Source organism: Legionella anisa (assembly GCF_001467525.1).
Classification (GTDB): Bacteria; Pseudomonadota; Gammaproteobacteria; order Legionellales; family Legionellaceae; genus Legionella; species Legionella anisa.
The window spans coordinates 68,763-90,451 of the sequence record NZ_LNXS01000037.1; the positions used below are offsets into that span (position 1 = coordinate 68,763).

Consider the following 21,689-nt stretch of genomic DNA (forward strand, 5'->3'; position numbering starts at 1 on the left):
TTCACCGAGGGCGTGTGTTATCAACAATTAATTGTAGTATGGGAGTTCCTTTTTTGCCATTTAACTCATAACCTTGACGATAAACTTCAAAAACACGATATGCCTGATTCGATTCACTATCAACTAGCTCAACATCATCACCTTGTTCATCAATTAAGGTCACTGTTAAATGAATTTCTCGAAATCCAGCGATATGATATCGTTCTTTAAATAATTCTAATACACGCGCCAAACTTTGTGCTGCTTCTTCGCCGCTATGCTCACCTTGCAGGATTATATCCATGACGATCTCCCCATAACTTGGGATTTTTGTATAAAACCCTCTACTATTGTTAGCGGCCAAATAAAAATGTACTTTAATTTTACAATTATTTTTTTGAAGCCTAAGTCGATGCAAAGTGATAACTTGGGTTCTGCTACGACTTTATTAGATTATAGGATCATTTTTCTTGAGTCAGAATAAAGAAATAAGACTGCTTGCACTACAAATTTAATGACTAATCGTTTACAATCCCACGATTAACTCAATAATTCATATTCAAATAATTTATATTTTATGGTGTTTGTTGCTTGCGGATTGAATCATAAAACTGCTCCAATAAACGTGCGTGAAAAAGTCGCCTTATCTCCGGCTACCCAAGATTCCTTGCTCCATAGCCTGTTAAATCTGCCAGAAGTGAATGAAGCTGCTATTTTATCTACCTGTAATCGCACAGAAATTTACTGTGATACTCACGATTCTCAGGTCATCGCACATTGGCTTACTAAAGAACATCAATTACCCTTGGATTCATTGTCCCCATTTGTTTATGTGCATAAAGGCAACCAGGGCATCAAACATCTTTTACGTGTCGCCAGTGGTTTAGATTCCATGATGATTGGTGAACCTCAAATTCTTGGGCAAATGAAACAGGCGTACCAACACGCATGCAACCTTGGTGCAATAAAAACAGAATTACGTCCAATTTTTGAATATGTTTTTAGTGCTTCAAAGCGAGTGCGTACTCAAAGTGGTGTTGGTACAAATCCCGTTTCAGTTGCCTATGCAGCAGTCCAATTAATAGGCCAACTTTTTACAGACTACAAATCGTTAAATGTTTTCCTCATTGGTTCTGGTGAAACTGCTTCTTTAGTTGCAAAATACTTACGCCAACAAGGTGTTGAACGCTTTATGATAGCAAGTAGAACGCTGGAAAATGCGGAGAAACTTGCCAATTCGTTTAATGGTAAAACCGTTCCAATTACTGATATTGCCGAATATTTACCTCAAGCAGACGTCATTGTTTCTGCTACAAATTGTCCTATCCATTTTATTAATAAAAGTCTGGTCGAACAGGCATTAAATCAAAGACATCATAGTCCAATGTTCTTTTTGGATTTATCAGTTCCTCGGGATGTAGAAGAAAACATCAAGGAATTAGGTGAAATACAACTTTATAACATTGATGATTTGCAAACCATGATCGATAAGGGTATGGAAGAAAGACGCTATGCCGCATTACATGCAGAACAATTAATCGATGAGGAACTGAATAAATACATTCGCAAGCATCGCTCGCTTAAAGCGAAGAAAGTCATTTGCGATTACCGCAGCCAAATGCAAGACTTGGCGCAAAAAGAATTACAGCGTGCCTTGAAAAAACTTTCTGCTGGACAATGCCAGCAGATCGTTTTAAATGAATTTAGTGAGCGCCTAGTGAATAAACTCACGCATAACCCCACGGCCGGTTTAAGGCAAATAGCTAAAGATGGTCGAGAAGATTTATTTACCTTGGCACGATATCTTTTTAATACAACAACACGACAATCATCCTATGAAGAAATCTCTTGAACTCAAATTGCAACAAATGCTTGAGCGATATCAGGAAGTAGGTCGCTTATTATCTGAAGCATCGGTTATTGCCGATCAAAATCAGTTTAAAACGCTTTCCAAAGAATATGCACAACTGGAACCTGTTGCAACATGTTATGAAACCTACCTTGAGGCGAAAAACAATTTGTCTTCCCTGCAGGAGTTACTCGAAAGTGAAGACCCAGAGCTGGCATCAATGGCTGCAGAAGAATTAGAAGTGGCACAACACGAAGTAGAAGAGCTTGACGAACAATTACAGTGGCATTTGATTCCCAAAGATCCGGATGATGAACGTAATATTTATCTCGAAGTCAGAGCAGGAACCGGTGGTGATGAAGCAGCAATTTTTGCCGGAGATCTGTATCGCATGTACAGTCGATATGCAGAAGATCAGGGCTGGCAACAAGAGTTAATTAGTGCAAGCCATGGTGAGCATGGTGGATACAAAGAAATTATCGTGCGTATTAGCGGTAACGCCGTCTATTCACAACTTAAATTTGAATCGGGTGCTCATCGCGTACAACGTGTTCCTGAAACTGAATCTCAAGGACGTGTCCATACCTCCGCATGTACGGTAGCAATTATGCCCGAGGTGGATGAAATTGATGACATTCAAATTAATCCAGATGATTTGCGAATCGATACATACCGTTCTTCAGGCGCTGGAGGACAGCACGTCAACAAAACAGATTCAGCCATACGCATCACACATATTCCAACTGGTGTTGTAGTAGAATGTCAGGATGAACGTTCACAACATAAAAACCGTGCCAAAGCCATGTCGTTACTTAAAACACGCTTGCTCGATGCAGAACAAAGCAAACAGAAAAAAGAACAAGCACAAACACGTAAGTCACTGGTAGGTTCTGGTGATCGCTCTGAACGAATTCGTACTTATAACTACCCACAAGGACGGCTCACGGATCATCGAATTAATTTGACGATCTATCAACTTGGTGATGTGATGGAAGGCAATTTGGCCTTGGTAATTGACCCCTTAAAACGTGAATATCATGCAGAGTTGCTCGCAGAACTAGGACGAAATGATTAGTATTCGTAACGCTCTGGGAAAAAACCCGGATCTGGAAACAGAAGTTTTACTCTGCCACACTTTAAACAAAACCAGGGCTTATCTTTTTGCACATTCTGAAACGTTACTGACGTCACAACAATGGGAAACCTTTCAAAATTTAATGTCGCGAAGAGCCCAAGGAGTTCCTATTGCCTATCTCATCGGTGAGCGTGAATTTTGGTCACTCAATTTGAAGGTCAATGAGCATACCTTAATTCCACGCCATGAAACAGAACGAATCGTCGAACTTGCCCTGGAACTTATCCCCAATCAACCGGATAGGTACCTACTGGAATTAGGTACGGGAAGTGGAGCAATCGCCTTAGCGCTCGCTAAAGAAAGACCGCATTGGCATATTATTGCTGCTGATATCAGCCAAGAAGCCTTAAATATTGCCAAAGAAAACGCGCAAAACCATAGGATAAAGAATGTAAGCTTTTATCAATCCAATTGGTTTAGTAACATTCCTCACCGGCAATACCATGCTCTTGTTGCAAACCCGCCCTATATTTCAGAATACGATCCCCATTTACAACAAGGTGATTTGCGTTTTGAACCACGAAATGCTTTGGTGAGTAGTCAAGAAGGCTTAGCTGATCTACAATGTATTATTAAACAAGGTTATGAGTACCTTTTACCTGGCGGCCTGCTCTTGCTAGAACATGGTTATGATCAAAAATTAAAAGTACAGACTATACTTAATAAGTTACAGTATAAAAACGTACAGTGTTGGCAAGACATTCAGGGAAATGACAGAGTAAGTGGGGGTTGGCGATAATTTTATTGATGATACAATGGTTTTTTGGTATACCTATCCGCTTTCTGTAATCCCAGGTTGTACACGAGTTGGGGGACGGAGGCTAAAATGACCGAACAAATAATAGATAAAACCAATGAGAGACGACACAACGTGAAAAACGACGCAATAGGTAGCATGGGAATTACCCCTTACAAGGAAGCACCAGGGGAAGAATATATGAATGAAAAGCAGTTAGCACATATTGAAAAAATATTGCTAGCTTGGCGTCAATCATTGATGGAAGAAGTCGACCGAACTGTGACGCACATGAAAGATGAAGCGGCTAATTTTCCAGATCCCTCAGATAGAGCCAGTCAAGAGGAAGAATTCAGTATTGAATTACGTACTCGTGATCGTGAGCGTAAACTAATTAAGAAAATTGAGGACGCCTTAGAACGTTTGCGAAATGAAGATTTCGGCTATTGCGAAGCCTGTGGTATCGAAATCGGCCTTAAACGTTTGGAAGCAAGACCTACTGCGACTTTGTGTATTGATTGTAAGACTTTGTCCGAGATCAAAGAAAAACAAAATCAAGGTTCCTAGTAAAATTTCTGTTATACCTAAAAAGCTGTCATCCTGCATAGGCAGGAATGACCAAGTAGGTTGGGTCGTTTCGACCCAACAAATACAATCCACAATTACTCATTGCATTGATAATCTTAAAATCTCGACGACTCTGATTTAATCCTGTGTTTCAGTTGTTGGGTCAAAATGACCCAACCTACTTGCTAGTACCGTAGCCTGGGTGCAATGCTGTTTAAATTTTTTGAGACCCTCTCGGATCCTAAATCACCCCTTCAATTTGTTGTAAATGGCGTGTCACAGACCCTTTATTTTTTTCAAAAACAGCAGCAGCATTTTGAATCATCTGCTGACGAAACTTCGGGTCAGAATGTAATTTAATAATTCCATCGATTACTTCGTTTGCCTGGTGTACCAATAAAATACCGTGAGCAGCCTGTAAGTCGTTGCAAATGGCTTTAAAATTATGAACCAGACTTCCGCTTAACACGGGAACATTCATTGCAATTGGCTCTAAGACATTATGTCCACCAACCGGAACCAAGCTACCTCCAACAAAAGCATAATCACTAATCTGATATAACCCTAAAAGCTCACCCAGACAGTCTAATACCACAATCTCATTTTCAGGGCTTAAGGTATTTAAATTAGAGCGTAATCCGGTCTTAAATCCTGATTGCGTACATAATTGATAAACTGCCTGGAATCGTTCAGGATGGCGTGGGGCAATTAATAAGACAACTCCAGGAATCGCTTGTTGCAACCGTTTTAAATGAGATAAAATCTGTGCCTCTTCATTCTCATGAGTACTTGCTGCAATAACTGCCACACGCTCGGCTCCCCAATGACTTTTTAAATCACTAAAGCGCTTACTGTCTATAGTATTCGTTTGTAAATCAAATTTTATATTCCCTAAAATATGGACTATCTCCTTTCTTGCCCCTAACTCGATATAACGTCGCGCGTCTTCTTCTCCCTGTGCTAAAATGGCAGAAAATTGATTTAGAATTGGTTTAATTAAAAATTTAATCTTTTTATACCCATTCAAAGAATCATCAGATATTCGTGCATTAGCGAGCAATAAAGGGACTTTTGCAGCCCGAGCCTGATAAATTAAATTCGGCCATAATTCAGTTTCCATAATAACCCCAACACGAGGCCGAATTTGTTTAAAGAAGCGTTTAAGTACACCGGGAAGATCATAGGGTAGGTATTGATGAGCCACCTTATTACCAAAGCGTGCTTGCACTCGTTCAGAACCGGTTGGAGTCATGGTAGTAATCAATAAAGACCAATTTTTCTCCAACATGGCATCAATGAGGGGGATAGCCGCAATAACCTCACCTAAAGATACAGCGTGAATCCATACGTCAAAAGGGGTATACTTACTTTTACCAAGAAAAAAACGCTCTGATATGCGCTCCCTGTATGCGGGTAAGCTTCTACCTTTCCACCACAAACGAATGAGTAAAAAAGGAGTCAGCAAATACATTAAAAAAGAGTAAAGAAATCGCATATAAAACCAAACCCAAAAACCGACAGTATATACTTAAAATGTGGTATAAGCGATAAAATCAAATTTAATGACTTAATTTTAAGGGATCCTTTCTAATGTCTTTTCGGGAATTTTTTATTGTATCGACTTGGTGGGGAAAGATTATTGGCGCATTTTTTGGCTATTTAATCGATGGTCCTATAGGGGCGATTTTTGGCCTTTTAGTAGGTAATTTTTTTGACCGTGGTTTATATAGTTACTTTTCTAATCCTCATTGGGTATATTACACTGAAAAACGTAAAGCAATCCAAAAAGTCTTTTTTGAAGCCACCTTTTCCATTATGGGACACTTAGCCAAAGCTGATGGTCGCGTCAGTGAGCAAGAACTGAATATGGCACGTTTATTCATGGATGAAATGCGCTTAAGCAACGAACAAAAAACACTGGCAAAACATTTCTTTAATGAGGGAAAGCAGCCTCACTTTAACTTAGACACCGCCCTCGAAAATTTAAAAAAAATCTGCGAAGAGAACCGCGACTTGTTAAGGCTGTTTATTGATATTCAATATAGAGCAGCCCAGGCTGATGGACTGGATTCAAAAAAAATCAAAGTACTAGATAAGATTTTTTCCAAACTGGGTTTTGCACCACTTCATAAACAATATCGCTTTTATGAAGATTTTGGTGACGCAAATTACTCATCAGAGCCGCAAAATGATGCCAAGCAACAATCAGAAGAATCGCAACAATCCTATTCGTCCTCTCACTCGTATTCATCCTACAGCAGATACAACTATCAACCCACAAAAACAAACTTGGACTATGCCTATGCGCTTTTGGAAGTACCATCAGATGCGAGCAAACAAGAAGTGAAAAAAGCCTATAGACGTTTGTTAAGCCGTAATCATCCGGATAAGTTAATCTCCCAGGGCTTACCTCAAGAAATGATTAAAATGGCAAATGAAAAAACTCAGAAAATTGTAAAAGCATATGAATTAATTTGCACCAGTAAAGGCTGGTAAACGTAACAGTCTCAAAGGAGCTTTCACATTGTTTGAATGCATTGTAGCCTGAGTGCAGCGCAGCGGAACCCGGGTTTCGCTGCGCTGCACTCAGGCTACTATTCTCTTAGCAAGTAGGTTGGGTCATTTTGACCCAACAACTGAAACACACTATTAAATCAGAGGCGTCGAGAGTTTAAAATTATCAATGTAATGAGTGATTGTGGATTGCATTTGTTGGGTCGAAACGACCCAACCTACTCGGTCTACTTATATATTACCTTCCACCAAATTTAAAGAGCAAAATACGTAACAGTCACAGAGGATCTTTCACATTGTTTGTGATGCATGATTCGTGAAAAAAACAGCAATTGGAACTAAATAAGAATACATCAGCGGCTGAGATTTAGGTTGAAGTTTAGGAAGCTTTACCATCCAACCGTGGATAAATGAAAAAAGAAGTTGCCTACTGTATTCATAATCGTGATGGGCGCCTGGTATTTCTATAGCTAAATAATTGTTTTTATTTTTTCCAAACTCCTTTTTTCTTGCGGCCATTTCTTGCTTGATTAGGTCATAATCAAACTGACCAACAATATCAAATACAGGCATATTTAATTCAAGTTTTTTATCTGCGGTTGGAGGAGTATTGTAGGCGGATAAGAGAATCAAACCTTCAATTTCAGGCACAGGAGGTTTTCCCAAATATTCGAATGTTTGTTTTAATTGTTCTCCATAATGCACCACCACAAGACGTATATTTTTTTGTTTGCGTAACGCAGCAACCACCTCAGGAAATTGTTTGCTCCAGGGGACAGTGATACTGCTGTCATGATTGAGCAATACAACCTGCCATCCATTTTGGGCTAATTCATTTGCCAGATTATCCAACAATATAGAAGATTGTGCTTGTGCACCGCCATTGATTAAGAGAACAGCCCCATATTTTTCTTTTTTCGAAGGCCAATAAGGTAAATCGATGCTTTTTCCATCAACTTTGATCGCCAGTGTGTCTGCAAATGAAGTTGAGCATATGAAAAAAAAGATTAGGACTGTCCTTGTAATGTATTTCATATCATCCTAATAAATGATCCTGAATCGATTAAAAATGAACTGTAGCCTGGGTGCAGCGTAGCGAAACCCGGGAAATTTAACCCTCTCTATCCCGGGTTTCGCTACGCTGCACCCAGGCTACATTGAAGAATAGCGCTTCATCTATCCGTCAATTCAATGCCTGCTTGATCCAACATTTCTCTGGCTCTATCGCCCAGGATCTTATGCGCCAATGCAGTTGGATGTACTAAATCAAAAAATAAATATCCAGTGCATCCATCCCCATTGATTCCAGGTTTGACAGAGGTCACCATTTTTAAGACCGATTTTTTTGTTATATCCTCAACTACAGAATTAACGCAGGTACCTGTTATATTTGTAAAACCATAATTTTCAGGGGCTGTCATGACCTCTTCAAACGCTTTATGCAGATCATAATAGAGCCATTCCACATCCGGGTATTCTTGCCGAAAATCATCAATCGATTTCCTTAATAAATCATTATGTTCTCTGGCAAAATAGGTCATCGCATCAACTGAATCAAATTCAATTGCAGCAGGAGTTCGCCCTAAATCAGGTAAGTTAACCACTAAAATATGTTTTGCCCCTTTTTCTACCAAACGCTGAATGCTATGCACAATACCTGCATGCACATCGTGAAGTGTTTTTTCAACTTCTTCAGGAAATGCGAGGTAGTTATTTGATCCTATCCATATAACAAAAAGACTGTCTTCACTCGCTTTGTCATTATGTTCTAATAAATAGTTTTTTACTTCTCTTCTCAAAGTAAACAATACCTCATCATCTCCCTCTTCCTCAGACACACCAGCGCCCCCATATGCATAATCTAACAAATGCTCATTAGGGTTTTCAGGAAAGTAAGAAGCGATTAAATGTTCGATCCAGACAGGTCCATTAGAGAAACGACCTTCAAAGTAAGGAGGTGAGGGAGGTAATTGATATTTCATAAATTTATATAAATTACCGTTATCAGACAAACTATCACCAAATACAACTATATTATGAAGAGGTGTAGCCCAAACAATCCCAGAAAATAAAAATGCCCCTATAGCTGCTAACAGTTTCATGAATACCCTTAAGTTCTAATCCTAAAAAAAGCAGTGACATCTTATCACGAATGGCTACTGCACTGAATTTTGAAGAGTGTATCTGGTTATTTTAAAAACAAAGTCAATCCGCATTATAGTATGAAAAATCGTTCATAAGCAATTTTTTTGCATAAACCTATTTTTTATTATTTATTTATATTTATCAATTAGTTAAATAAAATCAAACTCCATAAAAATAGTCTTTCACGTCAAAATTATGCTTATTTCATAGACAAAAAAACAACCTTCGAGGTTTTTCGATTGCTCCTCAATCAAAAGAAATTTATATTAGTATTTTTGCTGGGAGGCTTAAGTAAATGACTTTTGAACAAAAATTTATCCTCAAATGTCTTGATTCTATGGAACAAATTCTTTCTGATGAGGAGGAATTAAAAGAAGCGATCCGTAATTTCACCGAAAATAAGTCAGATAATCCGCGTTATCAATTCAATTCTAAAATTGCTGACTCGTCACAATGGAGTGAACAAGATAAGCTGTACTTAAGCGCCTCCGTGTTTGAAGCAATTGCCCGCGCTTCATTATCTTTCTACTCAGAAAGTGAGGAGCGAGCCCATGAAATAAACATTGCGAATACTGCATTTCTAAAACGATATTTACCTGCTATGACCGCAAAAACGGACCCCAACATGCGGATTGATTCAGTAAAAGAAAAGATTGTACGAATGAAAACCGATCTGCAAGAAAAAATGAACAGAACCGAAAATCCCCACATTTTTTTTACTCCTGTCACAGCAGGTCTTGCCGTGCTAACTGTCGCTGCTACAACAGCAGCTTTATTCGCTTACAAAGCCTAGAGACGCCTATAAAACTGGGGGCAGCGAAGGCCGAGGATGAGTGTCTTGTTTAACAACACCAATTGACTTCAAGAAGTGATTTTTTTAGTTAAAAATTTAGATAATTCTTCTATCGGTAATGCTTTGCTTATATAAAAACCTTGAATAAAATGACAACCATGCTCTACTAGATAACGATAATGCTCTTTTGACTCAACACCTTCAGCAATGACTTTAATATTCATTGCCTTAGCCATAGCAAGAATAGCATTAACAATAGCCATCGAATTAGGATCAGAAGGCAAATCTTTAATAAAAGATTGATCGATTTTGATAATATCAATATTGAATGATTTTATATAAGCGAATGAAGAATAACCCGTACCAAAATCATCAATAGCAATTTTAACACCCAGTGCTTTCAATTCACGAACGAGCTTGATGTTCGTTTCAGTATTAGAAATGAAAACCTGCTCAGTCAACTCCAGGACTAATTGATCTGGTCGGATTTTAGTCTCATGAATAATTTTTTCTACTGAATGGACTAAGTTCTCATTGAGTTGAGGAGAAGCAATATTGACAGACACGCTCTTAAGGTTCTTAGCATGCAAATTGACAAATTCAGTACACGCTGTTTTGATGATCCATTTACCTAACTCGATAATATAATTTGACTCTATAGCAATAGGAATAAAGTCCGCCGGAGATATCATCCCACTAGAATGTCGCCAACGAATAAGCGCTTCAACACCTATTGTATTTGAACTCGATGTATCGATAATTGGTTGATAGTGCAGAACCATCTCCTTTTTTTCTATAGCATAATGTAATTCACTTTCTAAAATATATTTTTTCTTTGTAAACTCCGATCTCATGCCATAGGAAAATTTAAAGTTATTTCTGCCAGAATTTTTTGCATAATACATGGCCTGATCTGCTTTTCTTAATAAAACCGCAGGATTCGTGCTGTCTTTTGGATAAATACTGATACCAATACTGGCTGTGATAAAAAATTCATAGCTTGCAATGTGAAATGGCTTGGAAATTAAATTTAAAATCTTAAATGCGATATTTTCAACAATGTCAATCTGAGTCAAATTCGTTAGTAATATAATAAATTCATCCCCGCCAAACCTGGCCACTATATCTGTTTTACGAACAGCTCGGCTGATTCTTCGAGCAAACTCTTTTAACAACATATCACCTGTTTCGTGGCCAAAACTGTCGTTTATTTTTTTAAAAAAATCAAGATCGATAAACAAAAGAGCCAGATGTAATTTTTGCGATTTGCATCGTACCACTTCACTATTTAAACTGTTTGAAAAATACTTACGGTTAGCTAAACCAGTGAGTATGTCATGCTCGGATAGATATAATAAATTTCCTTCCAGGCTTTTGCGTTTGATAAACCCTCCTATTTGTTGACCGACATTATCAAACATAGTGTTAAGCCTGCGATCAATATTAATACCTCGATATCCAAATAATAATATAATGCCAAGAACTTCCCCCCTAAATGAGATAGGAAACCCAAAGCAACAACATAAATCTCTAGGAAAGAGGGTCGAAAGTTTTGCTTAACGCAAGAAGCATTAAAGGAATGTAAGCTTAAATTAAATTTATCCATCGCCACTGACGGTGAGCAAGCAATGAATTTTCTTTTTCGCCGAAGTGGATACGAGGATGCAAAACGTCCAGATCTTATTTTACTCGATTTAAATCTTCCCAAAAAAGATGGTCGGGAAGTATTAAAAGAAATCAAATCGGATGATTCCTTGAAAAAAATTCCAGTCGTTATTTTAACTGTTTCTAGAGAAGAACTCGATATTCTTCAAGCTTATGATACGCACGTCAATTGTTACATCACTAAGCCTCTTGATTTAGATAAATTTAGTGAGGTAGTACGATCTATCGAAAGTTTTTGGTTCACGATTGTTACATTACCACATTAGTAGGTTTGATAAGGGCACCGATCTAGTTGGGAGATAAGCCCAAGGCATCCAGAAATTTGGGATAAGGAACCCATCTCGCCCCAAGTTGTTTTATTAAGCACTACCAATTAAGGTAATTTTTAACTGGCGTCCACAAACCCAAGCTTTGGTTAAATCACTCATTACTTCTTTAGGCATACCTTTAGGTAAACGTACCGTTGAATGATCGTCATGAATTTTAAGGCCAGTAATGTGCTTACTTTGCAAACCCGCTTCATTAGCAATCGCGCCAACAATATTGCCTGGTTTCACCCCATGAACTTTACCTACATCGATTCGGAATAAATCTTGCCCTATAAATTCATCATTCAATTTTTTACGCCCTTCGCGAAAACCTTTCTTGTCTGCAGCAAAACCTTTTCGCTCATCGCGAGAACGTTCAAACTTACCCCCATGCTCACGACTTTCTTTAGTTGGACGTGGTGATTTCGGCAAAGCTTGCTCTTTTTGCCAAGGTAAATCTTTGTTTAACAATAAAGCAAGTGTTGCAGCAACATCTACTGCAGAAACACCACTTTCTTTAATATATTCTTCAATAATTCGTTTGTATGAAGGTAAGTTTTCATGCTCTAAACGTGCTGTGATGTTTGCCATAAACCGTTGTTGCCGTGCAACTTGAATCGTATGGTCATTGGGTACAGCTACTTTGGCAATACGTTGACGTGTATGTCGCTCAATACTCGTAATTAAACGTGATTCTTTAGGAGTTACAAATAAAACAGCCACCCCAGAACGTCCGGCTCTACCTGTTCTTCCAATGCGATGTACATAAGTTTCATTATCATGCGGTAAATCATAGTTAATCACATGAGTTACCCGCTCTACATCCAGACCACGAGCAGCAACGTCGGTAGCGACCAGGATATCAATTGCTCCTTGTCTGAATTGTGCAATAATGCGTTCACGTAAGGCCTGAGTAATATCGCCATGAATGGCCATAGCGCGTAGCCCTTGCTGTTGTAATAGTTCGGCAACTTCTTCAGTACTGCTTTTAGTGCGCACAAATACAATAACACCCTGATATTCTTCTACAGCCAGTACTCGCAATAATGCATCAGGCTTTTGATGCCCTGAAGCAAATAAAAAGCGTTGCTCAATACTTTTTACTGTAGCTGTTTCTGCACGTATTTCGATAGAAACAGGATTATGCAAATAAGTATTGGCAATTTGGCGTATACGATGAGGCATGGTTGCTGAAAAGAGACCTATTTGTTTCTTCTCCGGCAGTTTTGCCATAATGGTTTCAATATCTTCAATAAACCCCATGCGTAACATTTCATCTGCTTCATCCAGAATGAATGTACGCAAATTATCTAATTGCAAAGTACGTCTATCGATGTGATCTAAAATACGGCCAGGAGTTCCCACCACGACCTGGGCACCTGCTCTTAATTGTTTTAATTGTCGACCGTAATCTTGCCCGCCGCATAAAACAGCAACAGTGATTCCACGTTGATTGGCACTTAATAATTCAAACTGTTCTGCAACCTGAATCGCTAATTCACGAGTAGGAGCTAAAATTAAAGCTTGGGTACCTTGCACACCAGTGGATAAATTTTGCAATATAGGCAAAGCAAAAGCAGCAGTTTTTCCTGTTCCTGTTTGTGCCAGAGCAATCGCATCCCGACCTTCCAGAAGTAAAGGAATCGTTTGCACTTGAATTGGCGAAGGAGTAGTAAACTTCATGTCCTCTAGTGCTTTGTTTAAAGCATCTGAAAAATTAAAGGATGTGAAGCTTGTGATTTCTTGAGACATAAAAATCCTGATCGATTAAAAAATAACCTAAAAAAGGCCAATTGATATAAAATTGGACAGTATAATAACAAAATAAACAGAATAATGCACTATATTTATGAAATGATTAGGGAAAAACATCAACTGAAATATAAGTTCTGCGATCCAAAGCGATAATTGGAATAAATGATTATAACACGATTTTTTCTAAATTGCGTCATCCCCTTAAACAAGCCACGGGACATAGGCAGAGATGGTCAAAAGACAGTAATGGAGCCTGGGTGCAGCGAAGCGTAACCCGGGTTTCTGGATAAACATCACGCTTCCATAGCCCGGGTTACGCTTCGCTGCACCCAGGCTACACGATAAAACTTAAATTAAAGCCGCTAAACGACATGCCTGATCAATTGCGTGACGTGCATCAAGCTCCAATGCTTTATATGCACCACCCACTAAATGTACAACTTTTCCTGCTTCTTTTAAAGGCGTGAACAATTCAGTCAATTCGATTTGTCCCGCACAAATAACTACAGTATCTACGGGAAGCACCTGTGTTTTTCCATTGATTTGTACATGTAAGCCTTCATCATCGATCGCATCATAATTCACTCCTGAAATCATCTGAACGTGTTTATGTTTCAAACTTGAACGATGAATCCATCCTGTGGTTTTGCCCAGACGTTTACCCATTTTTTCTTTTTTACGTTGTAATAAATAGACCTCGCGCGGGCTAGGGGTAATTTCAGGAGGTTTAATTCCACCACGATATTTTCCATAGATATCAATTCCCCACTCATTATAAAACTGCTCCTTTGGAACCGGATGCTCATGCGTTAAAAATTCGGCCACATCAAAACCAATTCCACCTGCACCAATAATAGCTACTCGTTGGCCGACTTCTTTTTTTCCAGTAATCACATCGATGTAACTCGCCACTTTAGGATGATTGATGCCATTGATATCGGGAATACGCGGTTTAATCCCACTGGCTAAAACTATTTCATCGAAATCCTGCAGTTGTTCAAGCGTTGCTTCAGTATTTAAAAGAATGGTTACTTTAAATTTCTCTAATTGATAATTAAAATAATCCAGAGTGTGTTGAAAAATCTCTTTACCTGGAATTCTTTTTGCCAAATTAAATTGTCCACCGAGTTGCGCATTTTTTTCGAATAAAGTCACTTTATGCCCACGTTCTGCCGCAACCGTAGCAAAAGCAAGCCCGGCAGGTCCTGAACCCACTACAGCAATGGATTTGGGTTGGGGGGTCACCTCATAAATCAACTCAGTTTCGTTGCATGCACGCGGATTCACTAAACAGGAAGCTGTTTTATTCACGAAGACTCGATCAAGACACGCTTGATTGCAGGCAATACACACATTAATTGCTTCACTTTCCCCTTTTTTGGCTTTTTCTGCAAATAAGGGGTCGGCTAAAAAGGGTCTCGCCATAGAGACCATATCTGCAACTCCTGACTCAATGAGTTGATTGGCTAATTCAGGTGTATTAATGCGATTTGAGGTAATTACTGGAATTTTAACTTCGGGTTTCACATGTTGGGTTAGATGCGTAAATGCTCCTGCAGGAACCATAGTAGCAATCGTTGGAATTCGTGCTTCATGCCAACCAATACCTGTATTAATCAATGTAGCACCGGCCTCTTCAATTGCCTTAGCCAGAATGACTACTTCTTCCCAATTACTGCCCTCAGCAATCAAATCAAGCATAGACAAACGGAAAATGATAATAAATTTTTCACCTACTGCTTCACGAACACTGCGAACGACCTCAATAGGAAAGCGAATACGATTCGTATAGCTACCACCCCATTCATCCTGACGCTGATTGGTATGCGTGACAATAAATTGGTTAATTAAATACCCTTCGCTACCCATGATTTCGATGCCATCATATCCGGCTAATTGGGCAAGACGAGCGCACCGAGCAAAATGTTTAATGGTTTTTTTTATGCGATATTGACTCATTACCCAAGGTTTAAAAGGGCTAATAGGTGATTTGATGCCACTGGGCGCGACAATAAATGGATGGTAACCATAACGACCTGCATGCAACGCTTGCAGAATAATTTTGCCTCCTGCTTCATGTACTGTATGAGTGATTAACTCATGTTTGTGCTGTTCTTTACTGTTTGTCAATTTGGCAGCAAACGGTGCTAAACGCCCGGCTCTATCCGGTGCAAAACCACCTGTTGTGATTAATCCTACTCCCCCAAGCGCTCTTTCTCGATAAAATTGCGCCAAACGATTTAAACTGTCCTTATCTTCTTCAAGGCCAGTATGCATAGACCCCATTAACAATCGATTTTTTAATTGAGTGAAGCCTAAATCTAAAGGCTGAAATAACGCTTTAAAGGGGGTATTATCAATTCTCAATTCCATGAGTACTCTCACAAATGACATCAAAATCAAAAGTATAAACCCTGTTTCTCTCTTTTCACAGAGAATCAGTCAGAAACTTTAACCTGGGAGCAGCGAACTGTTTTCTTGTGCACCTCTATGCCTACGCCCCGCGGCTTGTCCCTGAGAGTTCCTCACAAAATTTAACCAGGAAAATAAGTATTCTAAGTCTACAGGGATGACAGTAGTGTAGCCTGGGTGCAGGCGAAGCCGTAACCCGGGTTTCTGGATAAACATCACGCTTCCATAACCCGGGTTACGCTTCGCTTCACCCAGGCTACATATATCAATTTGCAAGAACGACGGTTTATCTGAGAGGTTCAGTGATGGTGCGAAATTTCTGAGTCTGCGAACAAATTCTGAGGATCTCTCAGGGACAAGCCGCGGGGCGTCGGGGAGTTGTTTTCTGGGTTCAGTCTCGCTTCACCCAGGCTTGTTCAATTCGAAAGTTGTTTTTCTTGAGTAAAAGAAAAGCGTGTTTGAAAACGATTGGCAATAAAAGCGCCTGCCAAAGTAATGCTGCATCCAACTAGAGAAAGCAATGAAGGTTGTTCATCAAGCAAGAGAAATCCCATTAATGTCGATACAACAGGAAGGGCGTAGAGCATGATGGATGCATTAGAAGCAGATAAATATTTCAGCGCATAAGCCCATGCCAAATAAGCAAGTGCCGCGGGGAAAATACCCATATAAATAACCGCTGTGGTCGTTTGAAAATCTGCAATTTGAATTTGTTGAAACATGTCGGGGAGAAATATGGATAACAACAAAGTTCCACCCCACATCACCCAAGCGATAATCGCAACAGGATGATAAACACTCACGAATCGCTTTTGAATAATCGTTAAAATCGCACCCATCAAGGCAGAAACCAAGATCGCCAAAATCCCCTGTTGCATCCCAGGTTCTGAATTGTTATCAATTGCCAATAAAGCCAGCCCCAAGATACTGATAATGATACCAACCCAAACGCCTCGCGCCAGCTTCTCCTGTAAAAAAATCAACGATAAAATAACAGTCAACACCGGCATTAATCCAAGAACAAAGCTGGCTATACCGACAGAAACACTCAACTCACCGTAATTCAAACAAATATTATAAATACCTATACCAGCCATGCCAGTAAGAAGTAATTGAAGCCGATCGCCCCAGGCCACTCGTTTTTTAATGCCTAGGCTATAGTAGATGATCAACATACACAGTGAAGCAACCATAAAACGTAAAAGGGCAAGAGCCCCTGGGGAATAGGCGGTTAACCCGATGCGTATTCCAACGAATGCTGAAGCCCATAATACAATGGCAATAGTAACCACACAGCTCACTTTGAAAGACTGCATATCCCACCACATAAGAATAAATTGCGAACTATTGTATCAGAATTGCTCGAAACAATCATGACATGCGCACACCGTTAACTCGATAATTTTTCGGAATCAAACCTCAAATCATGCTGCACCGCACCCCAAAAGCACCAGACTTAAAGTACTTTTTTTGCGAAATTCAATTTTATTAGAGGCAATATGTAAAAAAGCTTGGCATTTTCTTTTTTTATAATCTACTTTTAAAGAAGGGCCTACTCCGGTTGAGGGCAAAGCGATGGACGACCCTTTTTCTGCGCTAACAGATGCCGTTGAATCCGTTTTTCATTTGGTAAAACCAAGAAATAGCGGAAAATATACTTATTCTGAAATCCAGGAGCTCAAGGAAGCAATCGAAAACTATCAGCCCGATGAAAAGGCTACTTTCATTGAACTGGTAAAAACATTAGGTGCAGCCTTGCCTCTCTTTTTGAAATGGGGGATTAATTTTGAACCTATAAAAAATTCAATGAATTCTTTGGCTGCACAACATCAAATGCCTGCTGTTGATTGGGACAGGTACCTCGTTCATTCTAAAACGTCACCAAGGTTCCCATTCCACAACCCTCAACAAGATGTCGACTTTGTCCCCTGGTTAAATGCCATGTCTGAAAAAACCTCTATGCAGCAAGAACCTAGCCTACATTCTCAGTTAATCGCTCATCGAGAACAGCTTGGATTTAGTCAAAGACTTATTTCACATTTGGACAAAGATCCGGAATTTTTATCGCGTTTAATTATGGAATCCAAAGAAAATTTTATCCAGATCTCAGGCACACGTTTAATTTTTTACTTAACTGATGAGCAAATCGCTGAAGCAATAATCCAATATTTGCCTGAACTGCTGCCAGAACATCCAAATCCATTCGACCAAGTCGAACAGCTCGTAGATAGACTGAACGGAATATTATCGAATGGACGCTCAATTTCTACGCTTCTACGTAATTCCAAAGCTAAAGAGACTTTAGATGGTTCTGAATTTTTTCAAATATACCAAAGTGAAGAATATAAAAACCGTCAAGAACAACCTTCTTTTGTAGAAGATGAGTATTCGAAGCCACAAATTTAAGTTCTTGTAGCCTGGGTGAAGGCAAAGCCGTAACCCGGGGATGAAAAAACTCATCAGATCCCCCAGGCTACATCAAGAAATTATCCTTAATCCAACAAGCCTAAAGACTTTACTGTATCACGCTCTTGTCTTAGCTCATCTAAAGTTTTATCAAACATTTCACGACCGTAATCATTAAAGGTTAGGCCCTCAACTACTTTTAATTCACCGTGTTCGCGTCGGCAAGGAAAGGAGAAGATCAAACCGGGATCCACGCCATATTCACCTTGAGAGGTACGGCACATAGAAAATGATTCCCCAGCAGGAGTATCAGTAACTAAATGATTGACACCGGTGATAACGGCATTGGCAGCTGAAGCAGCAGAAGAAGAGCCACGCGCTTTAATTACTGCAGCACCACGCTGTTGTACAGTCGAAACAAATGTGTCTTTCAACCAAGACTCATCAATAGTCTTAGCTGCAGACACTCCATTGATTTTCGCATTATAAAAATCAGGATATTGAGTGGAAGAATGATTTCCCCAAATAGTCATTTGCGTGACTGCAGTAATATCAACCCCTGCTTTTTTAGCCAATTGCGTCCGTGATCTTAGTTCATCCAACGTAGTCATAGCATAAAAACGATCATTAGGTATGTCTTTCGCGTTATTCATAGCGATTAAACAGTTTGTATTACATGGATTACCGACTACAAATACGCGCACATCATCGCTCGCATAATCATTAATCGCCTGACCTTGCTTGGTGAATATCCCGCCGTTAATTTGCAATAAATCAGAACGTTCCATACCTTGCTTGCGCGGTACAGAGCCCACCAATAATGCCCAGTTTATTCCATCCATTGCCTTATTCATATCTGAAGTACAAACCACACGCTTCAATAAGGGGAAGGCACAATCGTCCAACTCCATAGCAACCCCTTCTAGAGAAGGAAGTGCTGCTTCAAGTTCAAGTAAATTTAATTCCACTTCAGTATTTGCACCAAACATTTGTCCGGAAGCGATCCGAAACAATAATGCATAACCAATTTGTCCAGCTGCTCCTGTAACAGCAACTCTAACTCGTTTATTTGCCATGTGATTTCCTCTTGTTTTTCAAGTAATCATCGAAAATTCTCTCTCGCTATGCAGAAAGAACACAACATGAATGATTACATTTTTTGTTAGAAAACTCGCAACATGATACTATTGCATTCCCAAACAAGCCAGTCTAAAAGAGTAATGATTCCTTTATCGTTGTACATTCACATTCCATGGTGCATTCGCAAATGCCCTTACTGTGATTTTAATTCCCATAAAAGTCCTGAGATTTTACCGGAAGAAAATTATGTTCACGCATTGATTGCTGATTTAAAAACCGATTTACAACATGTTGAAGCCCGTGAAATTTGCTCTATTTTTATTGGCGGAGGTACCCCAAGCCTTTTTTCTGCTCAAGCCTACGATATTTTATTTACTGAATTAAAGCATCTGTTACCCTTTGCCCAGGATATTGAAATCACGATGGAAGCCAATCCAGGCACTGTAGAACAGCAACGCTTTACTGAGTATCGGCAAATCGGTATTAATCGGCTTTCTCTGGGTATTCAAAGCTTTAATCCACAGCATCTTCAGACTCTGGGTCGCATCCATGATGCACAACAGGCTCACCGCGCCATCGATTCCGCACGTAATGCCGGTTTTAACAACCTCAATCTGGATATTATGCACAGTTTGCCCAGGCAAAGTGTTGCTCAAGGACTTGATGATTTGCGCACTGCAATTGCGCACCAACCCGAACATTTGTCTTGGTATCAATTAACCATAGAACCCAATACAGTATTTTATAAAGAAAAACCTCCACTACCTTCTGAAGATGAAGCCTGGATTCTGGAAGAAGAAGGACTCGCTTTACTTAAAGAATCCGGTTTTGCGCGCTACGAAATTTCCGCCTTTGCCAGGCCTGCACGACAAGCTCAGCATAATTTAAATTACTGGTTATTTGGCGATTACCTGGGCATAGGAGCAGGTGCTCATGGCAAAATAACCACCCCCAATGGAATACTAAGAACCCGCAAACATCGTCAGCCTAAAGAATATCTCGATCATGACAAACCTTTTTTGGCAAGTATAGAGACAGTAGGACGCCAAGATCTTCTTTTTGAATTTATGCTCAACACGACACGATTGGAGCAAGCCATCCCATTAGAACTCTTCACGCAAACTACAGGCTTACCATTGAATTATTTACTCCCTAAACTTAAAACAGCAGAACATAAAAAGCTAATTACCCTCACCGATACATACTGGCAAGTAACTGCTTTTGGCAGACGTTACACCAACGACTTACAAGCCTTATATTTGTGAGCACTAAATGCTTGGTTCCGCGCTTTATGAGGCGTTTTAGCAGATAATTATTGCAAGAGTGATTATATATAGGAAGTAATGTAGCCTGGGTGCAGGCGAAGCCGTAACCCGGGTTCCGCTTCGCTTCACCCAGGCTACATGTATCGATTTGCGACCACTTGCTTGCAAATAAAGATTAATTGATAATAAGTTACTTTCCGGAAAAGGAGCAATCGGTGATATTATTTATATTCTTGGTAGTTCTTGCTTATTTAATGGGATCTATCTGCTCTGCAGTCATAGTCTGCAAGGCTTGCTCTTTGCCCGATCCACGTACAGCGGGTTCAAAAAATCCTGGTGCTACCAATGTCTTGCGCATTGCAGGAAAACAATATGCGGCTCTGGTTATGGTTGCCGATCTGCTGAAAGGTACCATTCCCGTACTCATCGCCAAAATCTTGGGTGCAGGACCTGCGACCGTAGGCTTTACTGCTTTGGCTGCGGTTATAGGTCATATGTATCCTGTTTTTTTTGACTTCAAAGGCGGGAAGGGAGTTGCTACAGCAATTGGTGCGCTCTTAGGTTTTCATTTCATTGTTGGTATTTTAGTTGCAGCAACCTGGTTAATTGTCGCCAAGTTTTCACGTTATGCCTCCTTAGCTTCTATAACAGCGATTGGTTTTGCACCATTTTATTCACTATTACTTATCCAGCGTCTGGATATTTTCCTGCCTATATTCATTATGGCCTTATTAGTCGTCTACAAACATAAAGAGAACATTGTGCGTCTTATTGATAAAAAAGAACCTCACATTAAATTAAAGGAAGATGTTCTTGATACCATGATGGAGGGCAAAGCGGAGCACGCAGTTCCCCCTCAAAAACCTGAACCTATGCCCCAAGAGACAATCATTGAGATAGAAGAGGTTATCATCACTGAAACCGTAGTAGCTGAACCTGAAGCAACGAAAACAGCTAAAACTGCGAAAAAACCCAGTAAAAAAACCGAAGAGTCTGAAAAGAAAACCAGAGCTAAAAAAACCGCTGCACCTAAAGCGAAAACAAAAAAGCCTGAAGAGAAATAAAATAAAACAAGCACGG

Annotated in this window: 19 protein-coding genes; 10 read left to right on the plus strand and 9 right to left on the minus strand. The window is 39.6% G+C overall.

Annotation, left to right across the window (positions count from 1 at the left end; translation table 11 throughout):
- Position 1: 1 nt before the first annotated feature.
- Positions 2-283: a hypothetical protein gene (locus Lani_RS13205; protein WP_019234742.1), complete on the minus strand. Its 282-nt coding sequence runs from the start codon at positions 281-283 to the stop codon at positions 2-4.
- A 273-nt stretch (positions 284-556) separates the two neighbouring features.
- Here Lani_RS13205 and hemA point away from each other — a divergent pair, with 273 nt between their 5' ends.
- From hemA to dksA, 4 genes are all read left to right on the plus strand, one after another.
- On the plus strand, positions 557-1,831 hold the full coding sequence (gene hemA / locus Lani_RS13210; protein WP_019234741.1) for a glutamyl-tRNA reductase: 1,275 nt from the start codon (positions 557-559) through the stop codon (positions 1,829-1,831).
- Positions 1,815-2,903, plus strand: a complete 1,089-nt coding sequence (gene prfA, locus Lani_RS13215; RefSeq protein ID WP_019234740.1) for a peptide chain release factor 1 — start codon at positions 1,815-1,817, stop codon at positions 2,901-2,903. The genes hemA and prfA overlap by 17 nt, the downstream gene beginning before the upstream one ends.
- Complete coding sequence (gene prmC / locus Lani_RS13220) at positions 2,896-3,702, plus strand: peptide chain release factor N(5)-glutamine methyltransferase (RefSeq protein ID WP_019234739.1); 807 nt, start codon at positions 2,896-2,898, stop codon at positions 3,700-3,702. The genes prfA and prmC overlap by 8 nt, the downstream gene beginning before the upstream one ends.
- 87 nt (positions 3,703-3,789) lie before the next feature.
- On the plus strand, positions 3,790-4,266 hold the full coding sequence (gene dksA / locus Lani_RS13225; protein WP_019234738.1) for an RNA polymerase-binding protein DksA: 477 nt from the start codon (positions 3,790-3,792) through the stop codon (positions 4,264-4,266).
- 241 nt (positions 4,267-4,507) lie between these two features.
- Here dksA and waaA read toward each other — a convergent pair whose 3' ends face one another.
- Positions 4,508-5,761, minus strand: a complete 1,254-nt coding sequence (gene waaA, locus Lani_RS13230; RefSeq protein ID WP_019234737.1) for a lipid IV(A) 3-deoxy-D-manno-octulosonic acid transferase — start codon at positions 5,759-5,761, stop codon at positions 4,508-4,510.
- Positions 5,762-5,856: 95 nt separating this feature from the next.
- Here waaA and djlA point away from each other — a divergent pair, with 95 nt between their 5' ends.
- Complete coding sequence (gene djlA / locus Lani_RS13235; RefSeq protein ID WP_019234736.1) at positions 5,857-6,762, plus strand: co-chaperone DjlA; 906 nt, start codon at positions 5,857-5,859, stop codon at positions 6,760-6,762.
- A gap of 309 nt (positions 6,763-7,071) precedes the next feature.
- Here the strand turns inward: djlA and Lani_RS13240 are convergent, their stop codons facing one another.
- On the minus strand, positions 7,072-7,815 hold the full coding sequence (locus Lani_RS13240) for an alpha/beta hydrolase (protein ID WP_019234735.1): 744 nt from the start codon (positions 7,813-7,815) through the stop codon (positions 7,072-7,074).
- A gap of 137 nt (positions 7,816-7,952) precedes the next feature.
- Positions 7,953-8,882 (minus strand): GDSL family lysophospholipase PlaA, encoded by a 930-nt coding sequence (plaA, locus tag Lani_RS13245; RefSeq protein WP_019234734.1) that lies wholly within the window; start codon positions 8,880-8,882, stop codon positions 7,953-7,955.
- Positions 8,883-9,220: 338 nt separating this feature from the next.
- On the opposite strand from plaA, the gene Lani_RS13250 reads away from it, so the two are divergent.
- The gene (locus Lani_RS13250) at positions 9,221-9,718 is read left to right on the plus strand and encodes a hypothetical protein (protein WP_019234733.1); all 498 of its coding nucleotides are present in this window, start codon (positions 9,221-9,223) and stop codon (positions 9,716-9,718) included.
- 68 nt (positions 9,719-9,786) lie between these two features.
- Here the strand turns inward: Lani_RS13250 and Lani_RS13255 are convergent, their stop codons facing one another.
- Entirely contained in the window at positions 9,787-11,139 is a 1,353-nt protein-coding gene (locus Lani_RS13255; protein ID WP_019234732.1) for a putative bifunctional diguanylate cyclase/phosphodiesterase, read from the minus strand.
- Between the two features lie 105 nt (positions 11,140-11,244).
- Between Lani_RS13255 and Lani_RS13260 the strand changes: the two genes are divergently transcribed.
- Entirely contained in the window at positions 11,245-11,649 is a 405-nt protein-coding gene (locus Lani_RS13260) for a response regulator (RefSeq protein WP_040523089.1), read from the plus strand.
- A 93-nt stretch (positions 11,650-11,742) separates the two neighbouring features.
- Here the strand turns inward: Lani_RS13260 and Lani_RS13265 are convergent, their stop codons facing one another.
- From Lani_RS13265 to Lani_RS13275, 3 genes are all read right to left on the minus strand, one after another.
- Positions 11,743-13,443 carry a DEAD/DEAH box helicase gene (locus Lani_RS13265; protein ID WP_019234730.1) on the minus strand — a complete coding sequence of 567 codons (1,701 nt, stop codon included), beginning with the start codon at positions 13,441-13,443 and terminating at the stop codon, positions 11,743-11,745.
- A gap of 351 nt (positions 13,444-13,794) precedes the next feature.
- A complete protein-coding gene (locus Lani_RS13270; RefSeq protein ID WP_040523086.1) occupies positions 13,795-15,819 on the minus strand; it encodes an NADPH-dependent 2,4-dienoyl-CoA reductase in 2,025 nt (674 codons plus the stop codon).
- Positions 15,820-16,274: 455 nt separating this feature from the next.
- A complete protein-coding gene (locus tag Lani_RS13275; RefSeq protein WP_019234728.1) occupies positions 16,275-17,174 on the minus strand; it encodes a DMT family transporter in 900 nt (299 codons plus the stop codon).
- Between the two features lie 259 nt (positions 17,175-17,433).
- Here Lani_RS13275 and Lani_RS13280 point away from each other — a divergent pair, with 259 nt between their 5' ends.
- Positions 17,434-18,264, plus strand: a complete 831-nt coding sequence (locus tag Lani_RS13280; protein WP_019234726.1) for a hypothetical protein — start codon at positions 17,434-17,436, stop codon at positions 18,262-18,264.
- 86 nt (positions 18,265-18,350) lie between these two features.
- Here the strand turns inward: Lani_RS13280 and Lani_RS13285 are convergent, their stop codons facing one another.
- Positions 18,351-19,340 (minus strand): malate dehydrogenase, encoded by a 990-nt coding sequence (locus tag Lani_RS13285; RefSeq protein WP_019234725.1) that lies wholly within the window; start codon positions 19,338-19,340, stop codon positions 18,351-18,353.
- 144 nt (positions 19,341-19,484) lie between these two features.
- Between Lani_RS13285 and hemW the strand changes: the two genes are divergently transcribed.
- Positions 19,485-20,609, plus strand: a complete 1,125-nt coding sequence (gene hemW / locus Lani_RS13290) for a radical SAM family heme chaperone HemW (protein WP_019234724.1) — start codon at positions 19,485-19,487, stop codon at positions 20,607-20,609.
- Positions 20,610-20,824: 215 nt separating this feature from the next.
- Positions 20,825-21,673, plus strand: coding sequence for a glycerol-3-phosphate 1-O-acyltransferase PlsY (gene plsY / locus Lani_RS13295; RefSeq protein ID WP_019234723.1), 849 nt, complete (start codon positions 20,825-20,827; stop codon positions 21,671-21,673).
- Positions 21,674-21,689 lie beyond the last annotated feature (16 nt).